Annotated in this window: 23 protein-coding genes; 11 read left to right on the top strand and 12 right to left on the bottom strand. The window is 40.3% G+C overall.

Translation table 11 applies throughout. The features are described from left to right. A partial coding sequence (locus C7Y70_RS14500) for an alpha/beta hydrolase (protein WP_135475417.1) occupies positions 1 to 652 on the bottom strand: 652 nt, incomplete at its 3' end. A 153-nt stretch (positions 653 to 805) separates the two neighbouring features. On the opposite strand from C7Y70_RS14500, the gene C7Y70_RS14495 reads away from it, so the two are divergent. Next, the gene (locus C7Y70_RS14495) at positions 806 to 1483 is read left to right on the top strand and encodes a hypothetical protein (protein WP_135475416.1); all 678 of its coding nucleotides are present in this window, start codon (positions 806 to 808) and stop codon (positions 1481 to 1483) included. A gap of 98 nt (positions 1484 to 1581) precedes the next feature. On the opposite strand, the gene C7Y70_RS14490 is transcribed toward C7Y70_RS14495, so the two are convergent. After that, on the bottom strand, positions 1582 to 2769 hold the full coding sequence (locus C7Y70_RS14490; protein ID WP_135475415.1) for a dipeptidase: 1188 nt from the start codon (positions 2767 to 2769) through the stop codon (positions 1582 to 1584). A 193-nt stretch (positions 2770 to 2962) separates the two neighbouring features. On the opposite strand from C7Y70_RS14490, the gene C7Y70_RS14485 reads away from it, so the two are divergent. From C7Y70_RS14485 to C7Y70_RS14475, 3 genes are read left to right on the top strand one after another with little or no spacing between them, the layout of a single operon-like run. After that, a complete protein-coding gene (locus tag C7Y70_RS14485; protein WP_135475414.1) occupies positions 2963 to 3607 on the top strand; it encodes a hypothetical protein in 645 nt (214 codons plus the stop codon). A gap of 56 nt (positions 3608 to 3663) precedes the next feature. Then, positions 3664 to 4722, top strand: a complete 1059-nt coding sequence (locus C7Y70_RS14480; RefSeq protein ID WP_135475413.1) for a histidine kinase — start codon at positions 3664 to 3666, stop codon at positions 4720 to 4722. Then, positions 4712 to 5443 carry a LytTR family DNA-binding domain-containing protein gene (locus tag C7Y70_RS14475; RefSeq protein ID WP_028834815.1) on the top strand — a complete coding sequence of 244 codons (732 nt, stop codon included), beginning with the start codon at positions 4712 to 4714 and terminating at the stop codon, positions 5441 to 5443. Before C7Y70_RS14480 ends, C7Y70_RS14475 begins: the two co-directional genes overlap by 11 nt. Here C7Y70_RS14475 and C7Y70_RS14470 read toward each other — a convergent pair whose 3' ends face one another. The 3 genes from C7Y70_RS14470 to C7Y70_RS20540 all read right to left on the bottom strand — a co-directional run bounded on the left by C7Y70_RS14470 (position 5444) and on the right by C7Y70_RS20540 (position 6940). Beyond that, positions 5444 to 5692, bottom strand: a complete 249-nt coding sequence (locus tag C7Y70_RS14470; protein WP_135475412.1) for a YheU family protein — start codon at positions 5690 to 5692, stop codon at positions 5444 to 5446. It abuts the gene before it with no gap. After that, positions 5689 to 6669 (bottom strand): hydrolase, encoded by a 981-nt coding sequence (locus C7Y70_RS14465; protein WP_135475411.1) that lies wholly within the window; start codon positions 6667 to 6669, stop codon positions 5689 to 5691. Before C7Y70_RS14465 ends, C7Y70_RS14470 begins: the two co-directional genes overlap by 4 nt. 124 nt (positions 6670 to 6793) lie before the next feature. Then, on the bottom strand, positions 6794 to 6940 hold the full coding sequence (locus C7Y70_RS20540) for a hypothetical protein (protein WP_167850831.1): 147 nt from the start codon (positions 6938 to 6940) through the stop codon (positions 6794 to 6796). Positions 6941 to 7408: 468 nt separating this feature from the next. Between C7Y70_RS20540 and C7Y70_RS14460 the strand changes: the two genes are divergently transcribed. After that, positions 7409 to 7795 carry a hypothetical protein gene (locus C7Y70_RS14460; RefSeq protein ID WP_135475410.1) on the top strand — a complete coding sequence of 129 codons (387 nt, stop codon included), beginning with the start codon at positions 7409 to 7411 and terminating at the stop codon, positions 7793 to 7795. Here C7Y70_RS14460 and C7Y70_RS14455 read toward each other — a convergent pair. Both C7Y70_RS14455 and C7Y70_RS14450 read right to left on the bottom strand, forming a co-directional pair. After that, complete coding sequence (locus C7Y70_RS14455; RefSeq protein ID WP_135475409.1) at positions 7792 to 8214, bottom strand: TIGR02444 family protein; 423 nt, start codon at positions 8212 to 8214, stop codon at positions 7792 to 7794. The genes C7Y70_RS14460 and C7Y70_RS14455 overlap by 4 nt on opposite strands. Beyond that, the gene (locus C7Y70_RS14450; RefSeq protein ID WP_135475408.1) at positions 8201 to 10123 is read right to left on the bottom strand and encodes an ATP-binding cassette domain-containing protein; all 1923 of its coding nucleotides are present in this window, start codon (positions 10121 to 10123) and stop codon (positions 8201 to 8203) included. Before C7Y70_RS14450 ends, C7Y70_RS14455 begins: the two co-directional genes overlap by 14 nt. 122 nt (positions 10124 to 10245) lie before the next feature. On the opposite strand from C7Y70_RS14450, the gene C7Y70_RS14445 reads away from it, so the two are divergent. Then, positions 10246 to 10449 (top strand): YheV family putative zinc ribbon protein, encoded by a 204-nt coding sequence (locus C7Y70_RS14445; protein ID WP_087532624.1) that lies wholly within the window; start codon positions 10246 to 10248, stop codon positions 10447 to 10449. An 8-nt stretch (positions 10450 to 10457) separates the two neighbouring features. On the opposite strand, the gene C7Y70_RS14440 is transcribed toward C7Y70_RS14445, so the two are convergent. Further along, on the bottom strand, positions 10458 to 10670 hold the full coding sequence (locus C7Y70_RS14440) for a SlyX family protein (protein WP_087532623.1): 213 nt from the start codon (positions 10668 to 10670) through the stop codon (positions 10458 to 10460). Continuing rightward, positions 10657 to 11655 carry a hypothetical protein gene (locus C7Y70_RS14435; protein ID WP_135475407.1) on the bottom strand — a complete coding sequence of 333 codons (999 nt, stop codon included), beginning with the start codon at positions 11653 to 11655 and terminating at the stop codon, positions 10657 to 10659. The genes C7Y70_RS14440 and C7Y70_RS14435 overlap by 14 nt, the downstream gene beginning before the upstream one ends. Positions 11656 to 11857: 202 nt before the next feature. Between C7Y70_RS14435 and fkpA the strand changes: the two genes are divergently transcribed. After that, positions 11858 to 12610 carry an FKBP-type peptidyl-prolyl cis-trans isomerase gene (gene fkpA / locus C7Y70_RS14430; RefSeq protein WP_099295501.1) on the top strand — a complete coding sequence of 251 codons (753 nt, stop codon included), beginning with the start codon at positions 11858 to 11860 and terminating at the stop codon, positions 12608 to 12610. A 56-nt stretch (positions 12611 to 12666) separates the two neighbouring features. On the opposite strand, the gene rsd is transcribed toward fkpA, so the two are convergent. After that, complete coding sequence (gene rsd / locus C7Y70_RS14425; RefSeq protein WP_135475406.1) at positions 12667 to 13137, bottom strand: sigma D regulator; 471 nt, start codon at positions 13135 to 13137, stop codon at positions 12667 to 12669. Positions 13138 to 13635: 498 nt separating this feature from the next. Here rsd and hemE point away from each other — a divergent pair, with 498 nt between their 5' ends. Then, the gene (gene hemE, locus C7Y70_RS14420; protein WP_099295503.1) at positions 13636 to 14700 is read left to right on the top strand and encodes a uroporphyrinogen decarboxylase; all 1065 of its coding nucleotides are present in this window, start codon (positions 13636 to 13638) and stop codon (positions 14698 to 14700) included. Positions 14701 to 14780: 80 nt separating this feature from the next. Here hemE and sthA read toward each other — a convergent pair whose 3' ends face one another. Beyond that, entirely contained in the window at positions 14781 to 16208 is a 1428-nt protein-coding gene (gene sthA / locus C7Y70_RS14415) for a Si-specific NAD(P)(+) transhydrogenase (RefSeq protein WP_099295504.1), read from the bottom strand. Between the two features lie 13 nt (positions 16209 to 16221). Then, the gene (locus tag C7Y70_RS14410; protein WP_099295505.1) at positions 16222 to 17355 is read right to left on the bottom strand and encodes a fatty acid desaturase; all 1134 of its coding nucleotides are present in this window, start codon (positions 17353 to 17355) and stop codon (positions 16222 to 16224) included. A gap of 126 nt (positions 17356 to 17481) precedes the next feature. Between C7Y70_RS14410 and fabR the strand changes: the two genes are divergently transcribed. The 3 genes from fabR to C7Y70_RS14395 all read left to right on the top strand — a co-directional run bounded on the left by fabR (position 17482) and on the right by C7Y70_RS14395 (position 20073). Continuing rightward, positions 17482 to 18105: an HTH-type transcriptional repressor FabR gene (fabR, locus tag C7Y70_RS14405; protein WP_135475405.1), complete on the top strand. Its 624-nt coding sequence runs from the start codon at positions 17482 to 17484 to the stop codon at positions 18103 to 18105. A gap of 106 nt (positions 18106 to 18211) precedes the next feature. Beyond that, entirely contained in the window at positions 18212 to 19390 is a 1179-nt protein-coding gene (locus C7Y70_RS14400) for a hypothetical protein (protein WP_245321528.1), read from the top strand. A gap of 26 nt (positions 19391 to 19416) precedes the next feature. Further along, positions 19417 to 20073 (top strand): peptidoglycan-binding protein, encoded by a 657-nt coding sequence (locus C7Y70_RS14395; RefSeq protein WP_135475403.1) that lies wholly within the window; start codon positions 19417 to 19419, stop codon positions 20071 to 20073. Positions 20074 to 20077 lie beyond the last annotated feature (4 nt).

Below are 20077 nucleotides of genomic sequence, written 5' to 3'. Positions count from 1 at the left end.
TATAAGAGACAGCTTGTGGGTTGTGTGCTCTATCTACTCCTAATGTGGCTTGTTTACGCAAAGATTGTTCGTTTTGAGGGTACGCTGGACTGCCAATTAATTGATTAAGCTTTATATTATAATGTATAGCACTATCACGACTAAATTGACGCGGACGATGTTTTGCCAGCTGTAAAAATAGTTTTAAACTCGATGCAGAGAGTTTTGGCTTGCCAGAACTCGACATAATGGAGGTTAAACTTAGAACCTTCTTTTTATTTTTTGCGGCAATCAATTGCGCAATCATTCCTCCCATTGATGCACCCACTAAATGTGCTTTTTTGATTTTTAATGCGGCCATTAATTCTAATACATCATTTGCCATATCATCTAACGTATATGGAATATGGGTTTTAATAGGCAAACGTTTACTTAGCCAGATTTTAAATAGGTTAGGGCTACCAAATTGATCAAGTTGGCTTGAAAGCCCGGCATCGCGGTTATCAAAACGGATTACTCTAAAGCCTTTAGCTACAAGGCCTAAATATAACTCATCAGGCCATACCGTGAGTTGCGCACCGAGACCCATAATTAAAATAATAACAGGAGCGGTTTTATTACCTGTATCTTGGTAATTTATAGTAATACCACTATGTGTTTTTATTGTAAGCATACTCGACATTTAATATGTTCTGACTCTACGCTTTTTAGTATAGTCATATTAGCCCGAAGGGTCATCGCATCTATTATGAACTTTTATGGTCATAGCCTCGCTCATATGCTGAATATAGTTATACAGATCTCAAACACAAACGAAGGGAAATATATGTTTAGGTGGTTGTTTATTTTATTTTTTTTAACGGGTTGTACAATCCAAACAGCACCCACTAATCAAACGCGGCTAAGCAAAAGTTCGATTACACCGCCAACGACATCGAACACGCTCAAAACAATAGGGGTGATTTCCATAATTGGCGATGCGCTACAGTGTGAACATACCGGGTTCACAGTATTTAATAACGAGGAGCAACGCTATTTACTGCCAGCAGCATTAAATGAGCAGTTAGTGCAATATGCTGTGACCAAGTTTGCTACCGATGGTGTTGTGTTAAAGCCATTGAATCGGGAGACGCTATCTTTTATCAATGATGAAATAGGCGCATCTCAATTTACTAACATCAAGCTTAAAGAGCGCTTAGAAATTGATCTTTTATTAGTGCTTAGTGGTACGTTTGAATACCGTTCAAAAGATGGTTACTACGCTGAGGATAACGCACTCAATACTAACGCGAGAGGCGTTTTATACCAATTATCATCGGGTGAGCTGCTTTTAGAGGCTGAACATTACCAATATGACTTAAAAAAGCAGTTCAGTTGTACGTTAGACGCATTTCCTGACAATGATGCGCTTTATGAGTTAATCAAAAAAGCGGGAATAGAGTCTCAAGAAGTTGTGGTGAAAACGCTGATTCAATCGCTTTCACCAAAGCAAAGCCCTAATTAACTAACCTGAACTCTGGTTAAGAGATGTACTAATATATTGATATTAAATCACAAATATATTTATTAGTCTCCAGAGTTCAGGTTAACTGGGCTTGTGAACTAATGTTGTTGTGCGTATTGCTCCGCTTGTTTCCAAACGCGAAGCGTATTACCGCTTAAAATCTTTTTAATATCGGTGTCGCTGTAGCCTCTATCCATCAATCCTTGTACTAGGTTCGGGTAAGTAGAAACATCTTTTAAGCCGATAGGAAGCGAGTCACCTACACCATCATAATCAGAGCCAATACCTACATAATCGATGCCAATTAACTCAACAACGTGATCAATATGATCAAGTACTTGCTCCAGGCTGGCAAAAGGGAATGGATTTTTAGCGCGGTACATCGCATCAAAATCTTTGCTTAACTTAGTACCTTGCTTTTTTGCCGCGTCTTTTTTGTCATTTAATTGATCGTACCAATTACGCGAGCTTGAGGTAACAAAGCTTGAACCAAAGTTTATCTGAATAACGCCGCCGTTTTCTTTCAGCGCTAATAACATCTTGTCATCCATATTGCGCTCAAAACCAGGGGTGTACTTACGTAATGATGAATGTGATGCAATAACAGGAGTTTTCGACAGCGCCATTACTTGGTAAAACGCATCATCAGATATATGTGATACATCAATCAACATGCCAATGTTATTCATCTCTTTTATTAGCTCTTTACCAAATGGGCTTAAGCCTTTCCATTTACGGCGAATATCATACGATGAATCAGATATATGATTGCTTTGAGAGTGAGCTAGCGTGATATACCTTATACCACGGTCAAAAAAGTGTTTTAGGTTTTTCATGTCACCTTCAATAGGTGAGCCGTTCTCCATGCCCATTGCGATTGATATTTTTTTGTCTCTAAACTGTTGCTCTATATCGCTTGTAGAGTCAGCAATAGCAAACTTGTCAGGGGCGCGCTGTGCAATCGCTTCCATCCCATCAATTAACTGGTTTGCTAATTGATAGCTTTTACCTTTTCCTTCAAACTCTAAATGAGCAGGAATATAAATCGACATAAATGGGGCGTTTAAACCACCTTCAACCGCGCGTGGGTAGTCAAAGTCACCGCCCTCAGTGGCTTTAGTTACATCTGCCCATTTATCATGAATACGGTAAGGTACATCAATGTGGGTGTCGATTAAAATGGTATCGTGAGCAAGCTTGATTGCTTTATCCGAAGGGGTAACTTGCGCAGCGTGTGCCCCTGCAACGGTGAGTGCGATGGCGCTAAGTGCTAGACGTAATTTCATGTTCTTACCTGTTTTATTATAATAATGCTAATGATTGTAACAACAATCGATTCGTCCTGCCTACTATCCGTTTATCCTCTTTTTTAGCCATTAATCACTTATTACCCTTAGGTATCAAGCGTAATCGTTATAGTCCTAGCCAACAAAGACTCAGTATGCATCTAAGGCGTACTGCAATTTAAGGGGTATCACTATGCAATTTACTATCAACAATAAGCAGTGCAAACTATCTTTAAAACCAACCTTAGCAGTATTATTACTGGGATTGTCATCAATTAGTTACGCCAATGAAACAGATGATAAAACCGATTTAGTGCTTAAATTCCATGAGGGTTTCTCTGTTGACTTTCAAACAGCCAAAATAAAAGACGTGTTTGATGGTAACGGTGTTGGTATTAATTACCAAGCTTCATTGAGCGAGCTTTCAGAAGACCAGCTTAATGGTAAGGCTGATCTTTATGGGCGTTTGCAGCACCAAATAAATGAAGAGGGCAGTAAATCTAATTTAACTCAAACCGAAATCACCTTAGGGGTTAATTGGGCATATTCAGATAAGACACATTTTTATATCGAAAGTGCATTAATGAAGCAGCAACTTGAAGTTAATAATCGCGTTGGTTCTCAAACATTTAATATTACGCGTCTCGGTGGCAAATATAATTTTTATAAGGATTTTGTGGTGAATGCGGCTCTAGAGCATCGTGATGCGTTAAAAAACGAGACTGGGTATAAGTTGGCACTTGAGACAACCAAGGCAAAATATGCTTTATTTAGCGCGGGTTACCTAAGTGTAGGTAATAATCAATCAATGTTTTTTACTTTAATATCAAAGTTTTGAGTAGCAAACTAACATGGCTTGGGTACAATACTGTGTATTATCAAAGGAGTGTGCCCATGCGAACTTATTGGCTTTGTCAGTTTTTAGTTTTTATTAGTATTGTGCTTATAAACTATAGTTTAGGAGTTGCGTTATTAAATACGTCAATTGAGCACCATGCTAATTTGCTTTTAAGGACTATCTCGCATGCATCTGTATTTGTTTTATTGACACATTTTATCCTTTACACCCTAGGTAACAGGCTATGTGGTAAGTTAAAAATAGCCCGACTCAATATTTTTTTGCTAAGTGCATTGTCTATTTTGTTAGCGCTAATGCAGACGCTGAATGTGATTTATTTTACGCCTTTCATTTTACCTGAGAGCGCGTCGAGTATGAGCATACAAATGTATGGAGAAACAGCCGTAGATTTAAATGAGAAACAGTTTACCGGAATAATCTCAAGCTTTTTAAATGCATTAGTAATGAGTTTAATATGGAGTGGTTGTTACTTAGCTGTTGTATCGCGAAGAGAGAAAAAGCTTATTATGAGCCAGCTGAAAGAGCAGCAACTTGAAAGCCTTAAAAACCAAATAAACCCTCATTTTTTATTCAATACTTTAAATACAATTCGCGGCATGATTTACCAAGATCAAGATAAAGCTGCTGATATTGTTACTCAGCTTTCGGAGTTATTTAGATATAACCTCACCACAGACTTACAAACCCACGTCAACTTTGATCAAGAGTGGAAGGTATGTGAACATTATTTAGCGATTGAAAAAGTAAGGTTTGGTAAACGGCTACAAGTTTCAATGCAGTGTGATGATTCGTTAAAAAAAGTTGTGTTACCGAGTATGGCTTTATTAACTTTAATTGAAAACGCCACAAAGCATGGCATTGCTCATTTAGAAGAGGGTGGAGAAATAAAAGTAAATGTAGTGAGAACAGGGGAAACTGTCACGATTACAGTGAGTAACCCTTTTGATGAAACGAAACTTAAGTCCGGCACCAAATTAGGATTACAGAATATTCAATCAAGACTTGAACTAATGTTTGCGCAACGAGGTAAATTACTCATTCAAAAACAGAGCGGTCAGTTTAATGCAACTTTGGAGGTGCCCTATGCTGCATAATAAGCCAACCATAACAGCATTAATTGTTGATGATGAGCTCCTTGCTCGAAATGAGTTAGCTCGGTTATTAAAGCCTTATAAGCACATAGATATAATTGATGAGGCTGAAAATATTAGCCATGCCAATGAATTAATAAAAAAGCATAAGCCTGATGTTGTTTTTCTTGATATTGAAATGCCGGGCGGCACAGGTATTGAGCTTGCAGAGCAGCTTGCAGGTGAGACACCTATTATATTTTGCACAGCCTACAACGAGTTTGCTGTAGATGCCTTTAGTCTTAATGCCGTTGACTATTTACTAAAGCCCATTGTAAAAGAGCGTTTAGAAGGCACCTTAGAAAAGCTGGAAGGGCAACTGACACAGCGCCCTGTTAGTTACTTAGATGATAACTTTAAATTGATGGTTAAATTTTCTGAGAACATGAAAATTATCAAATTGGCAGATATTTTAAGGTTTGAAAGTATTGGTAATCATGCGGCGATCTATACTGCTTTCGGGAAGGCCTATATTCATAGCTCTTTAACTAAAATTGAAGCTCGCTTAAATCCAGATTACTTTTTACGAGCAAGCCGCAGTGACATAATACGACTAGACGCGATAATAGAACTCGAAGAAACTATTAACTATGGGCTATTAGCAAAGCTCAGTAATGGTGCGCAAGTTGAAATATCTCGTCGTCAAGCAAGTAAATTAAAGCAACAATTAAGCTTTAATTTATAGTTATTGCTGCTGATGTTGCTCTTCACTTTGCATGGCTTTGAACTCGTTTTTTGAAATAATGGTGACCGACTCGTGCAGCTCAGAGAAAAATACCATGGCTTCACCATTTTTTAGCTGCTGATTGACTTGCGCTACTTTACTTTCAATACTGAATTCTTGCTCACCGTAATCGGTGCCTTCGCGTAAAACGTAACTTTCAATTAAGTTATAAAGTGTATCTTTATCGAGTTGCTGGTGTGGAATGATCATAGTGGCCCTTTTATAACGACTTGATTAAAGTACTCAGGAACTATTTTTTCTAACCAAAAAATAGGCTTAAAGGGGTTTTTACCTGATATAAAACCTACATGCCCCCCTTTTTCAGAGATGCGTAGCGTAACATGCTCGCTCACATCTTGCCTACTCGGAACCGCTTTAATCGACAGCATTGGATCATCCTTAGCATGTACAACCAAGGTTGGGGTCGCAATGTGTTTTAAATAGGGCATTGCGCTGGCTTGTTGGTAATAATCTTCCGCGTCTTTAAAGCCATGCAAAGGGGCGGTGAGTTTATTATCAAACTGCCATAAATCATCAATCTCCATCAACTGCTCGGGGGTTAAATCGATTTGTTGTTTAATTTGCGGCAGTTTGCGACGCATGGATTTTTTCATCCGATCGAGTAAATATTTTTGATAAATTTTACCTAAGCTTTTACGAATAACTTGGCACGATGGTGATAAATCATAAGGGGCAGACACAACCGCTGCACCGTCAAGTAAACAGTCAGCGCCTTGTTCGCCTACGTACTTAGCGAGTACATTCCCCCCTAATGAAAAGCCAACCGCAACCATAGGACGGTTTGGAAACTGTTGTTTAAGTTGTTTAACAAAGAAATCAAGGTCGCCTGTTTCGCCGCTATGATAAGCGCGGGGCAGTTTATTTGCCTGTGTTGAACAATTGCGAAAATGCATTAGTACTACTTGATAGCCCTGCTTTTTTAATGCTTTCATCATGCCTTTGGCATAAAAGCTATTAATGTTGCCTTCAAGGCCATGCAGTACGATAGCAAGCGGAGCATCATCGTTTTTAGGTAACGACCACGCAAGCTCTAAAAAATCACCGTCAGGAGTATCAAGTAGCTCTAATTGGTAACGCGTATTATGAAAAGGACGAAAGAAACGCGGTATGATAGTTTGCACATGACGGTTTCGCATCCACCATGCAGGATTAAAATGAGAAAGCATTTTTGGTAACTGTTCAGCTAATCGAGGGATTAGTGTAACAAATTTTTCACTCGTATAGCCAAGGTAATGAGGTAAATAAAAAGCCCCTAATCAACTAGGTTGATAGGGGCTTTGCGCGTCGTGCTTAATGCTGTTCGTTAATATCTGCATCGTGTACTTTTTTCATGAAAAAATACACAAAGAAAAGGCATAAACTAACAACGACTCCTAGAAAACCAAATGATAAAAATAATACTGGGTCGCTAAAAAAATCTCTAAAGAATACGTCCATAATTGCCTCCTGATGTCTATGGGGTAATCATAGGTCTATTTTTGCGGCTTTGAACTGATCCAGATCAAGCTATTTTCCTGATTATTAAAAGAGCCGTAAAGAAGTTGATTTGGATCAAATAGGTGGCTAGAGCATAGCGAAACCCAACGAGAATTAATGATAAAAAGCAGTTTCAAGGTAATGAATTACTGTAGGTGGTTATTTATCGCGATAACTTTTATTGTAAGTTTGCTGAGCTAAATCACGGCTTTATTTCCTCTTAAAGCGAAACGCCTCTAAGCCTCATTGTGAGTCAGTTTTTTAAATATTTTTTTGCACAAAGAGAGAATGAGAAGTAAATGAAGGGAATGCAAAATTTATTCGCAGCTAAAGCTGGTTCCTACAAGCTTAGTAGCAATAACATCTGCTTGGGCTTATAATTTTCCTTTATAGCTTTATTTTTATACCTAGTAATAATGGTGGTAGGCATTGAACATTACACGGATAGTTAAATACACTTTAGTGATTATGCTGCTGCAAATTGCCTTATCGACATTACTTAATACTGTTGTTGGTTTTGAGCGCTATTCATCATCGAGGCTTGGCGATTACATTCTTATTGCAATCATGCCTTCTAGTGTTTTATCTTTTTTACTATACGGTGTAATGGCATATCGCAGTGATAATTATGCTTGGCGATATATATTTTATGTTTACTTTTTAGGCTTTTTGCTTGGTACAGTAACTGTCTCATTGATATTGCAAGAGTTTTACTTTTTCAGTGAAACTTCCATTATAGAGTTGCCTGTTTCATTGTTAGTTATTACTTTAGCAACCCTAACAGGGTTGCAGTTGCAGCAAAAAACGAATGCTTAAAGCTCTCCAACATATAGCATTACATTAGTGGTCCTCGAATCAGGCTCTAATGTTAAAGTATTCACTTTTTCTACTAACAACTGTTGTTGTTGTTTCTCGAGCTTGAGCTCAGTACTGAGCAGCTCTTTACGAATTACAGCGTAATCTGCAATCTCGGTTTGATTTGCTTTTAGATAGGCGCGTGTAGCACGAAGGGGCTTCAATACCTGCTGGTCAAATTCACAAATTGATTGTTCAAGCTTGTTTAGCTGAGTTTGACTAACTGCTAGCTTGAGAGAGTCTAGGTAATACAGTAACAAACACAGGTTTACATTTTTACCTTGCTGGTTTTGATAATCCAACAGACGCGTTTGCATGTCACCTTTGCTATAAAGGTCACATGCAAATTGCCAAAAGTCATCGCAGTTAAGCAAGTTCATCGGCAAACGCTTGTTCTTTTTCTTCCATCTCTTCAAGGGCCATGAGTAGCTCTTCTTCGATATCGTTTACTTTAGGTGTTAATGTCGCTTGTTTTGCTATTAACTCTTTTAGCTTGGCTTTGTTGTCATCGTTATAAAGGGTGTTATCGCCCAGTGCAACTTCAACTTCGTTTAGTTCTGCTGAATGTTTATCGAGTTGTTTTTCAAGTTTTTCAATTTGCTTTCTAAGGGGCTGAATTGATTTTCTAAATTCTGCCTCTAAACGCTTTTGCTCTTTGCGGTTAACTTGTGAGTTTGCTTTTGGTTCGTCATCAGTTTGCCCAACCTTTGCGGCTTCTTTATTGGCATTGAGTAACCATTGGTAATACTCATCTAAGTCATAGCCAAACTGTGTGACTTCTCCGTTATCAACCAAGTAATATTCATCGGCGGTGTTTTTGAGCATATGGCGATCATGCGATACCGTAACCATAGCACCTTCAAAGCCTTGCAACGCCATCACTAAAGCGTGGCGCATTTCTAAATCAAGGTGGTTGGTTGGCTCATCCAGCAGCAGTAAGTTAGGTTTTTGATAGACTAGCATAGCTAAAACGAGGCGGGCTTTTTCACCCCCCGAGAATGGCGCAACTGGCTCAAGCGCTTTGTCGCCTATAAATGCAAAACCGCCTAAAAAGTCACGCAGAGATTGCTCACTGGCTTTTGGATTTAAGCGCTGGATATGTGTAACGGCACTGGCTTTTAAATCTAAGGATTCTAATTGGTGCTGCGCAAAGTAACCGATGTTTAAACCCTGGTGTTGAAATACTTCACCGGCTTGTGGCTGTAGCTCGCCAGCGAGGAGTTTAATAAGTGTTGATTTACCCGCACCGTTACGCCCAAGAAGTGCAATACGACTACCCGGTACTAAGTTAAGTTTTATACTATCTAAAATAGTCACATCACCATAACCTGCTTTGGCTTTATCAAGTGTCATAAGCGGGTTAGGTAAGGCAAGTGGCTCGGCAAATTCAAAATCAAATGGCGAATCGGCATGCGCTGGGGCAAGTTTTTCCATACGCTCAAGGGCTTTTACACGACTTTGTGCTTGCTTAGCTTTACTGGCTTTGGCTTTAAAGCGTGTAATAAATTGCTCAAGGTGGGCAATTTGCTCCTGTTGTTTTTCAAACATCGCTTGTTGTTGCAGTAAGCGCTCGGCTTTTTGGCGTTCAAATTGCGAATAGTGGCCTTTATATACATTGATTTTTTGTTGGTCGATATGCCAAATCTGATCAACCACTGCATCTAAAAATTCACGGTCATGAGAGATCAATACCAGCGTGCCTGTGTAAGCGCGTAAAAAACGTTCTAGCCAATATACGGCATCTAAGTCTAAGTGGTTAGTTGGCTCATCCAACAGTAGCAAGTCGGCATCGCGAATCAGTGCTTGGGCTAGGTTTAAACGCATACGCCAACCACCAGAAAACGCACTGACTGGGTTTTCAATTAGGTTATTGGCAAAGCCTAAACCGTGCAATAGTTCGCCTGCTTTGGCTTCAATACTGTAGCCTTTAATGTTCTCAAGCTGAATATGCACTTTGGCTTGTGTATCGCCGTCGTTATTTTGCTCAGCTTCACGTAATGCAATCCGCAGCGCGTAGTAATCAGGGTGGCCTTGTAATACGTAATCAATAGCGCTTATTTCAAGCGCTGGTGTTTCTTGTTTTACTGACGAAATAGACCAGTCCTTCGGAATAGTATAGTTACCCGCATCTAACGAAAGCTCTGACTTTAATAAGCTAAATAAGGTAGATTTACCGCAGCCATTGGCTCCAACTAAGCCCACTTTATGTTCGGGGAATAAGGTTGCTGAAGCATCTTTTAATAGTGCTTTACCGCCACGCAGTAGTTCTATTTCTGAAATTTGGATCATGAATACGTTACTTTATTGTGCCCTGATTTAATTGCCCACATCATAGCACGGATCGACTTATGGTTATCAATCGTATCTGTATTAGGATAAAATGAAAGCAGTTAAAACTGTGGAGAAACGGTGTGAAACAGAGAAAACGATTTATTGCGGGTGCAACCTGCCCTGAATGTAAAACCATGGACATGATGATGCTTTATAAAGAGCATGACGTTGAAAAGGTTGAGTGCGTTCAGTGCGGTCATAAAATGACTCAGCCAGAGCAAGCTGTGCAAGCATCAACACGCCAATTTGAACAAGTGATTGGCGTGTTTAAGCCGGGCGATTAACCGTTTGTTTAATAATGCGGTGGCGGCGGCTCTTGCATTTGCGACATTAAAGAGGGTTGTTGCGACTCTTTTATTTTTTCAGCCAGTAGCTCTGTTTGGCGTTTCATTTTAGCCAACAGCTGCTGGTGAGCTTTAATTTCATCATTTAAAATATCAATGGTCTCGTCTTGGAAGGCTACTTTGGCCTCAAGCTCCATTAAGCGATGTTCAATTGTGTTCATTAGCTTCTCGTATAGTAAAGCGCTCAGCGATTCCGCTGGAGCTTTCGGTTAACAACGCAGTATCGTTATCAGTAAACGCGACATCTAATACCACCGCAGATTTAGGCTTACTGCCTTCACGCGGAGTGACTCGCCAGCTTTGAATATTTTCACCATCGGCTATTTGCCATAAATCAACTAAGCGGTTAGGTGAGCCAGTTAACAGCAACGTTGCTTGTTCGTTAAATCGAACCGCAGTAAAAATTTTCTGACGGGCAATATACTTTAGTTTGCTAACAAGATCACCTGTTGTCAGCTGCCATACATGTGCTTGTGCCATACTGTCTGCGGTAAAGGCATAGCGACCTTGTGGATCAAGGGCTACTTGCGTAACACGGTTGGGGTGATTAAAACGGTGAATAACTTGGCCGCTTTGCGTATCCCAAAAGTAGGCAACATAATCATTTGATCCACTTAATGCGAAGCGGCCATTGGGTGAAAGATCTACCACGTTAATTTTTTCTTGGTGGCCAAGGAACTCAATGCGCCTTCCGGTCTCTAAGTTGAGGTAAACCACAACATTGTCGCTACGGCCATACAAAACACTGCGGCCTTGGTTGCTAATAGCGATATCGCGAATGGTGGCGGTTTTTATTTTGTAGTAGCCAACGTTGTCACCCGTGTTGATATCCCAAACGGCAAACGTGGTTTTTTCAGCGGTAACGGCATGGCTGTTATCAAAGGCGATGGCAACAGTATGTACCAAACTATCTTGGTCTTGTTGCTGAAACCATTGGTATTTTAATACCTGCTGTTGATTATCCCATAGGGCGACCCCATGGTGTATAGATGAGATCAGGCTATACCGGCCATCATGAGAAAGGGCAGAGGCAAATGCGCCCTTTGCTGCGTGCTCATAGCTGGCAGTCGCGTGTTCTTTTTGTTCTGAGCAGGCAATTAATAAAGTACAGCACAGAAGATACAAAAAAGTACGAAATATCGACATATTACAGGTATTTCCCCTTAACTCTTATTGACTGAGAGGTTAGACTAGGACGCGATAAAGGTCGAGGTCGTTTATCTAATGATTTGAAATTGGCATATTGCCTTACTCAGTAATTAGATAAGCAGCCTATCACGTAGGCCGTTAATCTTTAACTAGTAATAATACAATAAATGACATCTGCAAAGTGTGTCGGAGATTTAAAATGAAAAAGACGATTAAATTGTCATTGATTGCAGCGTCAGTTTTAGCGCTTACAGCTTGTAATCAAGAAGCAAAACAAGAACAAGCACCTGTAAAGTTAGAAACTGAAGCACAACAACAAGCATACGGTATTGGTGCATCTGTAGGTAACTTTTTAAATAAAGATTTAGCTGACAAAACTGAGCTAGGTGTTGAGCTTGATCAAGCATTACTTATGCGCGGTTTTAAAGATGCGCTTGCTGGCGAGTCTAAGCTAGATGAAGAGAAAATCCGTGAAGTATTAACTGCACTTGATACATCTGTACGTACTAAGCAAGAAGCTCAGGCGAAAGTTGAAGCAGAGAAAAGCAAAGCTGCGGGTGAACAATACCTAGTTGATAACGCTGCAAAAGAAGGCGTAACAGTGACTGAGTCAGGTCTTCAATACGAAGTACTGTCAATGGGTGACGGTGAAAAGCCTGTAGCGACTGACGTTGTTAAAGTACATTACAAAGGTACTTTACTAGACGGCACAGAATTTGATAGCTCTTATTCACGTAATGAACCTACAACATTCCCACTTAACCGTGTTATCGCAGGTTGGACTGAAGGTTTACAGCTTATGCCTGTTGGGTCTAAGTACAAATTCACTATTCCATCAGAGCTTGCTTATGGCGAACGTGATTTAGGTAAGATCCCTGCTAACTCAACACTTGTTTTTGAAGTAGAATTACTTGAAATTCAAGGTGAAGAAGAAGTAGCAGCTGCTGAGTAATTTACTCAAGCTAGCAAAAAGGGGCCAATTGGCCCCTTTTTTGTATAAATTACTTTTTATTCAGAGTGATTTGAATATAGGTTATCGATGAGTTCATCCTCTAGCTCAAAGCGTAGTTCTAACGCTTCACCCAACTTAGATAAGTCATTATCAAATTGATTCAACAAATCATCTTTTGCAACTTCGGCATATTTGTCGTTAAAGTCTAATGCTATATCCGTTGTGTCAGAGATGCGAGGGTATAATTCATTGGCAAGTTGTTGGCTTTTAGGACCTTTTTGCTCACAAGCTTTTGCTATGTCGTCATACACTTCAAAGTGTCCAGCAGACAAATAATCCATTAAAATTTGGCAAAAGGTTTGAATTTGCAGCTGATCGGGTAAAGCGTGATCATTTTTGTCATACGGTGAAAAACCAGCAATTTTACAATAAAGCACGAGCAGCTCTTGGCGCTCTGTAAGCCATTTATCGATAATTGTGTGGCTCCCGCCCCATTTTTGTTGAGCTTTTTCCAAACGCGTCAGCATGATTATTCTCCTAAGCCGGGTTGGTTTTGTTTATATAACAATGAAATATGGAGAAAAGATCAACACATTTTTTTCTTTATTCAGTAACAAAATTTTAAGCTATTGATTTAAATTAACTTATCGAAGTTAAATAAAAATGTGTTTAGTTTCTTTAAGGCAAGAAAAAACCACCATAAATGGTGGTTTAATTTCTTTTTCCATGACTTGTTAAAACAAGCTTTCTTTTTGTTTTGGGAAGATTTTTATTTTTGTTGTTATACAATTTTTATTATTGTTTTTGTTAACGCGGGACAAGTTATACCAAGGTTTTTTGTATGTTGCAAACTTATTAATAAAAAAATTTAAATGTTACATTCTTTTTCGGGCATTTTTTCTACGTTGCATAAAACCTTTGATCTAAATCTATACAGGGGTGTTTTACAATTATTGCGATAGAGCGCTGTGCCATATGGTGATACAATCTGCGCAATATCTACAAGTTTTAGGATCCTTTACGCTATGAGCGAATTAAAAAACGACCGTTATTTACGTGCATTACAAAAACAACCTGTTGATGTGACTCCGGTATGGATGATGCGCCAAGCTGGCCGCTATTTGCCTGAATACCGCGCAACACGTGCACAAGCGGGCGATTTTATGAGCCTGTGTCGAAATGCTGAACTTGCCTGTGAAGTGACTTTACAGCCATTGCGTCGTTACCCGCTAGATGCAGCTATTTTATTTAGCGATATTTTAACGATCCCAGATGCAATGGGCTTAGGTTTGTACTTCGAAACCGGTGAAGGCCCTAAATTTGAACGTCCAATTTCATCTTTAGCTGACGTTAAGAAAATTCCAAAGCTCGACCCAACGGATGAACTTGGTTATGTAATGAACGCCGTAAGCACTATTCGTCGTGAGCTAAAAGGTGAAGTGCCACTTATTGGTTTTTCTGGCTCACCTTGGACTTTAGCCACTTATATGGTTGAAGGTGGTAGCAGCAAGGTATTTGGTAAAATCAAAAAGATGGCGTTTGCAGAGCCGCAAACATTGCATTTATTGCTTGATAAACTAGCTGATTCAGTGATTGATTATCTAAATGCACAAGTAAAAGCGGGTGCGCAATCGCTTATGGTTTTCGATTCATGGGGCGGAGTATTAAGCCCACGTGATTACAACGAATTCTCGCTGCAGTATATGCATAAAATTGTTGATGGTTTAATCCGTGAATATGACGGCCGTAAAGTGCCTGTAACATTGTTTACTAAAAACGGTGGTCAATGGATAGAAGCAATCGCGGCAACAGGCTGTGATGCTGTTGGGCTTGATTGGACTATCAACATTGGTGATGCTAAACGTCGTGTAGGCGATAAAGTAGCGCTACAAGGTAATATGGACCCATCAATGCTGCATGGTACGCATGATCGTATTCGTCAAGAAGTTGGTACGATTTTAGAAGACTTTGGTACTGGCAATGGTCACGTATTTAACTTAGGCCACGGTATAACACCGGATGTTGATCCTGAAAATGCAGGTGTATTCATCAATGCGGTACATGAGTTAAGTGCGCAATATCATAAATAAAGGCTATTAGCGTTTATAATTTAAAAAGCCCGCTAAATTAGCGGGCTTTTTATTGTCTTTAAGCGCTTATTAAATACGGATTATGTAAATAAACGGTTTAAGCCATTAAGTGCCGCAACGCGATAGGCTTCAGCCATGGTTGGGTAGTTAAAGGTCGTATTAACAAAGTAATCGATATTATTACCACCATGCTTTTGTTCCATAATGGCTTGGCCAATGTGAACAATTTCTGAGGCACGCTCACCAAAGCAATGTACGCCGAGTACTTCTTTGGTTTCAGTGTGAAACAATATTTTTAAACTCCCTACTTCAGTGCCTGCAATTTGTGCACGAGCTAAGTGTTTAAACTGCGCACGACCTACTTCGTAAGGTATTTTAGCCGCAGTAAGCTCTTGCTCAGTTTTGCCAACAGAGCTCATCTCAGGGATAGTATAAATACCCGCCGGAATATCAATGATCAGCTTTTCATCGCAATTACCACAGGCAATGGCATCCGCTGCAATTCGGCCTTGGTCAAACGCCGCACTGGCTAAGCTCGGGTAACCAATTACATCACCCACAGCGTAAATGTTATCGATTTCGGTTTGGTATGTTTCGTTGACTTTTAGCTGGCCACGGCCATCAGCTTTCAAGCCAACAGCTTCAAGGTTTAAACCGTCGGTGTTACCAGTTCGGCCATTAGCAAATAAAATGCAATCCGCTTTTACACGTTTACCTGATTTTAAATGCATTATTACGCAGTCTTCACGGGTTTCAATGCGGTCAAACTCTTCGTTATGACGAATAACAATGCCGCTGTTCCAAAAGTGGTAGCTTAATGCATCTGATATCTCAGCATCCATAAACGCCAATAAACGGTCGCGAGTGTTAACTAGATCTACTTTAGCACCGAGCCCTTTAAAAATAGACGCATACTCACAGCCAATTACACCAGCACCATAAATTAAAACGCGATGAGGGTCATGCTCAAGCCCTAAAATTGTGTCGCTGTCGTAAATACGCGAGTGAGTAAAATCGACTTCAGGTGGGCGATACGGGCGTGAACCTGTGGCAATAACAATAGTCTTTGCCGTCAAGCGCTCTGTTGAGCCATCTAGGCGAGTAATTTCAACGGTGTTTTTATCAATAAAGCTCGCATCACCTTGGAATAAATGAATGCGGTTACGATCATAAAAGCTGCTACGCAAGTTAGACTGCTTTGAGATCACCGAGCTTGCGTGACGCAAAATATCGGGAAAAGTTAAGCGGGTGGGGCGTTCACCCATACTAAATAGCGGGTTTGCTTTGTATTCAATGTAGCGGCTAACTGAATGGCGTAGGGCTTTTGATGGAATGGTACCCCAATGCACACAGCCTCCGCCTACGCCTTCTTGGCGTTCGATAACGGCTACTTTTTTGTTGCTTTTAGACAGGTTCATGGCGGTACCTTCACCGCCAGGTCCTGTGCCTATAATAATTGCATCATATTGATATGATGGCTGTTCTTTCTTTACTTGTTGTTTGGCCACTGCCACTCCTACATTAACTAAAAGAGGCTTTTAATAACCTCGCATTCAGTGCTAGCCATGCTTGCTTTTGACTTTCCCAAGCGGCTTCTAATTCATGGTATTGTGTAATTAAAGCTGATTTTTCGCATTGTTGCAGCATGTTATTCTTTTTAACTTCTAGCACCTGTTTTTTTAGGGCGCAAAAGTGCTGTAGTTTTTTCAACAATAAATCATATTCTTGCTGCAACAATGTTAGCTTATCTTGCGCTAGTGGCAATTTAGCTAAGCGAATTTGCGTTTTATTCATGAGCGTTTCGGCCTTCGCTTTTTCAATACGTTCGACCGGCGTACGTTTCAACTTATGTGCTAAGCCTAATGCTGCAAGCGAGCGAATTAGCCATTTTGTAGGATCATAATGAAACCATCTAATGCCATTGCGGTAATCGCTGGCAAATATATGGTGAAAATTATGATACCCCTCGCCATAGGTGAATAGCGCTAAAAAGCCATTATCACGGGCTGTATTTTTTTCAGTGTAAGGGCGAGAGCCCCAAATATGCGCCACTGAATTAATAAAAAATGTAAAATGTTGGCTTAACACTAAACGCAATAATCCAGCTAATAATAGCATACCAAATACATCGCCGACCATTAAACCAAGGGCTAAAGGAATACCAATGTTTGTTGCCAATACCAATTTCATATAGTGACGATGCTGCCACATAACTACTTTATTGCGTTGTAAGTCACGGCAGTTGCTGTAATCACCATAGCTATCACCTTGATAATCACGCAACATCCAACCTATATGACTATACCAAAAGCCATTAGTTGCAGCGTATGGGTCTTTTACAGGGTCATCTACTTGGCCGTGATGAATTCTGTGATCGCTGCTCCAATGCAGCGCGCTATTTTGTAATGCAAAAGCACCACCTAAAGCAAAAAAAGCCTCTATGACAGGGTGAGCGTCGTAGGTTTTATGTGCCCATAGGCGGTGATAGCCAGCAGTTATCGACATGCCGGCATAAAACATACACGCAACAAAAGCAATCCAATGCGCACTGGTAAATCCATGGGTAATTCCATACCAAGGAACTAAGGTAACAGCAGCCAAAAAGGTCAGGCTAAAAAATAGGACATTGGTCCAAATTATCGGTGGTTTTTTCATCTTTAAAAATCTGAGCGTACACTTGTACGCTAAAATAGTATTTCATTCTCTCGCCGTCAAGTATTAGACTGGGGAATTAAGCTAAAAGTCACCATAATTTGATTTAAATTAAATCAGGAGTAGTTCATGTCGGGTGTTCGCGCGCAACAAAAACAAAAAACACGACAAGCCTTAATTGAGGCGGCATTTAATCAATTAAGTGCTGATCATAGTTTTTCTAACCTCAGTTTACGTGAAGTTGCTCGTGAAGCGGGTATTGCGCCTACTTCGTTTTATCGCCACTTTAAAGATATGAATGAGCTGGGCTTGACCATGGTTGATGAAGCTGGTCTAACATTACGTCAATTGATGCGCCAAGCGCGCCGACGTATCGCTAGCGGTGGCAGTGTGATCACGACCTCCGTGGTGACTTTTATGGAGTTCATTGATAACTCAAGTAATCAGTTTAGATTGCTTCTGAGAGAACGTTCGGGCACATCAAAAGCATTCAGAGCAGCCGTTGCCCGGGAAATAAAGCATTTTATTTTGGAGCTGGCACATTACCTTGAAAGCGAAACACCTTGTGATGCAACTCAAGCATACATTCAAGCAGAAGCAATGGTTACCCTGGTATTTAATGCAGGAGCAGAAGCCCTTGATTTGGAAGGCCAACAACGTGATGAGTTGGTTGAGCGAGTGATTTGGCAGTTACGTTACATTACCCGCGGTGCGAGTAATTATGTGCGTGATAATCAGACTGAAAGCAAATGAGTCAGTATAAATGCCTGTAGATTTTTTGTTCCTATTTCTTTATTATTGGTAACTACATTTGTACCTAGTTGATTAAAGCTAAGTAATAGAGAGAGCGAGGATGCACATGCTCACCAAGGACGCGGTGAACTTCCAACATACCCATGTTTTTGATGAAATAAAAGATGAAGCCATTGCACCTGTTGTAACGTTTTCGTACGTCAGGCGTGCTGAATTCTTTTTATTACCGAAAAAACTACAACGGCTTATTCAAGATAATCAGTATGGTGTTATTGATAAACGCCAAGCCGCACGACTACGTGATGATCCTCGTAGCCAATTTTGGGTAAATGAAAAAACATGGCGAAAAGTCAGCTACAACACCTATAAAAATACTACGCAAGGCTTAGCTGTTTATCCAAAAGAGCCCGCAAGTAACACTAAGTTTTCCTCAGCTGGCGGAGCAAATGTTGCACCTGATTATTCGGCTTCTGAGCACTTTTTAAATGACACTCAACAAGCAAACTTTTTAGCAAATCCAGCGCTACTCAATAGCCAATATGGCGAAGGTCAAGCAAAGTATATTGCCCAATCAATGCAGCAAAATAGGCGCGCTTTAAGTCCTACTGTTGTTGAAGTTCACTTGCCCGCAGTATGTATATATAAGCCCGCTTTACAAAGTACTGTATTGCTAAAAGCGTCGCATCAAGTTAGGCAAAATTTTTCAAACCATCTTTTACAAGCGAGTGAAAGCGTAGAGCAGCTCGCCCAGCAATATACTGGTTATAAAAATGCCAATTTAATCTACGACTACAACTTAGGTTTTAGCGAACGCAAGCCAGCCCAACCCGGCACTAGTTTATTAGTGCCCGATGGCTGGAAGCTTAATATTGAAGGCTCATGTAGCAACAGTCGCACAGTGGTTATTAAGTGGCAAGGGCCAACCAGCGGGCAAGTTACTCTGCAGCTTGCTAAAAAACGCCCCGACGAAGTCTCGTTTTGGCAGCACTACTTTGCTGTGAAACCAGGTGTTTATAATGTGATTGTAACCGCCAGTGGCGCAGTAGATACCACTACCTTTACCGTTGAACAGCCGACATTAGCGTATGAAATCGAACTGCTCGACGAAGCAGGCGAACCGCAAGCTAACATGGGTTATAAAATTCGTCTGCGTAACGGGCATGTTATTACTGGCCAACTTGATCAAAATGGCTACGCCAATGTCTCAGGACCTGATTTTGAAAACGCCAAAGTCAGCTTTTTTGAATTAGACGACAAAGATTGGCTTGTAGGCCTAGCGCCCTAAGCTAATTATTTATAAGGATATAAATCATGGCCCAGCAACACACAGTAACGCAAGGAGAAACCCTGTTAAGGATTGCGCGACAATATGGTTTTAGGACCTCAAAAAGCCTTTACCAGCATCCAATTAATGCTGAATTTAGAACACTGCGGCCCGATCCTAACCTAATTTTTCCTGGGGATATTATAAAGATCCCGCAAAAAACCGAAAAATTCATGCCGCTAAAAACAGGTAGTAAAAATACCTTTGTGGTTCGCGATGAAAAAGAATATTTTCGCTTACAAATAATTCATGAAGATGGTGACGATATTACCGGTAAACGTATTGTGCTCAACATCGGCAGCCAAACTATCGACACCGTTTTACCGAGTGACGGCTTAGTTGAAGTTGAGCTAAATGAAAACGACACCCTTACCGCTCAAGTCGATTTATACCTCAAGGAAGATCAAAGCTCACCCAGTGAAAGTTTTACCGCACAAGTTGGTCATTTAGATCCAATAGACACGCTTTCAGGTGTGCAAGCGCGTTGTAATTTACTGGGCTTTGATTGCGGTAAGGTAGATGGAATTAATGGCGCAAAAACTAAAGCAGGTGTTAAGGGATTTCAATTTGTGCATGGCTTAGAGGTTGACGCAATAGCAGGGGAAAAAACAAAAGCTAAGTTAAAGCAAGTTTATGGATCTTAATCTA

This window comes from Pseudoalteromonas sp. KS88, from assembly GCF_004766475.1.
In the GTDB taxonomy this organism is placed as follows: domain Bacteria; phylum Pseudomonadota; class Gammaproteobacteria; order Enterobacterales; family Alteromonadaceae; genus Pseudoalteromonas.
The sequence above is the reverse complement of the archived record's forward strand: the minus strand, read 5'-3'. Positions and strand labels throughout refer to the sequence as shown.

Excerpts from the sequence above, each read along its gene's own strand:
- C7Y70_RS14480 (WP_135475413.1), top strand. The coding sequence starts at position 3,664 with ATGCGAACTTATTGGCTTTGTCAGTTTTTAGTTTTTATTAGTATTGTG.
- C7Y70_RS14485 (WP_135475414.1), top strand. The coding sequence starts at position 2,963 with ATGCAATTTACTATCAACAATAAGCAGTGCAAACTATCTTTAAAACCA.
- C7Y70_RS14455 (WP_135475409.1), bottom strand. The coding sequence starts at position 8,214 with ATGAACTTGCTTAACTGCGATGACTTTTGGCAATTTGCATGTGACCTT.
- C7Y70_RS14400 (WP_245321528.1), top strand. The coding sequence starts at position 18,212 with ATGCTCACCAAGGACGCGGTGAACTTCCAACATACCCATGTTTTTGAT.
- C7Y70_RS14410 (WP_099295505.1), bottom strand. The coding sequence starts at position 17,355 with ATGAAAAAACCACCGATAATTTGGACCAATGTCCTATTTTTTAGCCTG.
- C7Y70_RS14490 (WP_135475415.1), bottom strand. The coding sequence starts at position 2,769 with ATGAAATTACGTCTAGCACTTAGCGCCATCGCACTCACCGTTGCAGGG.
- C7Y70_RS14440 (WP_087532623.1), bottom strand. The coding sequence starts at position 10,670 with ATGAACACAATTGAACATCGCTTAATGGAGCTTGAGGCCAAAGTAGCC.
- C7Y70_RS14470 (WP_135475412.1), bottom strand. The coding sequence starts at position 5,692 with ATGATCATTCCACACCAGCAACTCGATAAAGATACACTTTATAACTTA.
- rsd (WP_135475406.1), bottom strand. The coding sequence starts at position 13,137 with ATGCTGACGCGTTTGGAAAAAGCTCAACAAAAATGGGGCGGGAGCCAC.
- hemE (WP_099295503.1), top strand. The coding sequence starts at position 13,636 with ATGAGCGAATTAAAAAACGACCGTTATTTACGTGCATTACAAAAACAA.
- C7Y70_RS14465 (WP_135475411.1), bottom strand. The coding sequence starts at position 6,669 with ATGCTTTCTCATTTTAATCCTGCATGGTGGATGCGAAACCGTCATGTG.
- C7Y70_RS14495 (WP_135475416.1), top strand. The coding sequence starts at position 806 with ATGTTTAGGTGGTTGTTTATTTTATTTTTTTTAACGGGTTGTACAATC.
- C7Y70_RS14450 (WP_135475408.1), bottom strand. The coding sequence starts at position 10,123 with ATGATCCAAATTTCAGAAATAGAACTACTGCGTGGCGGTAAAGCACTA.
- C7Y70_RS20540 (WP_167850831.1), bottom strand. The coding sequence starts at position 6,940 with ATGGACGTATTCTTTAGAGATTTTTTTAGCGACCCAGTATTATTTTTA.
- fabR (WP_135475405.1), top strand. The coding sequence starts at position 17,482 with ATGTCGGGTGTTCGCGCGCAACAAAAACAAAAAACACGACAAGCCTTA.
- C7Y70_RS14475 (WP_028834815.1), top strand. The coding sequence starts at position 4,712 with ATGCTGCATAATAAGCCAACCATAACAGCATTAATTGTTGATGATGAG.
- fkpA (WP_099295501.1), top strand. The coding sequence starts at position 11,858 with ATGAAAAAGACGATTAAATTGTCATTGATTGCAGCGTCAGTTTTAGCG.
- C7Y70_RS14435 (WP_135475407.1), bottom strand. The coding sequence starts at position 11,655 with ATGTCGATATTTCGTACTTTTTTGTATCTTCTGTGCTGTACTTTATTA.
- C7Y70_RS14395 (WP_135475403.1), top strand. The coding sequence starts at position 19,417 with ATGGCCCAGCAACACACAGTAACGCAAGGAGAAACCCTGTTAAGGATT.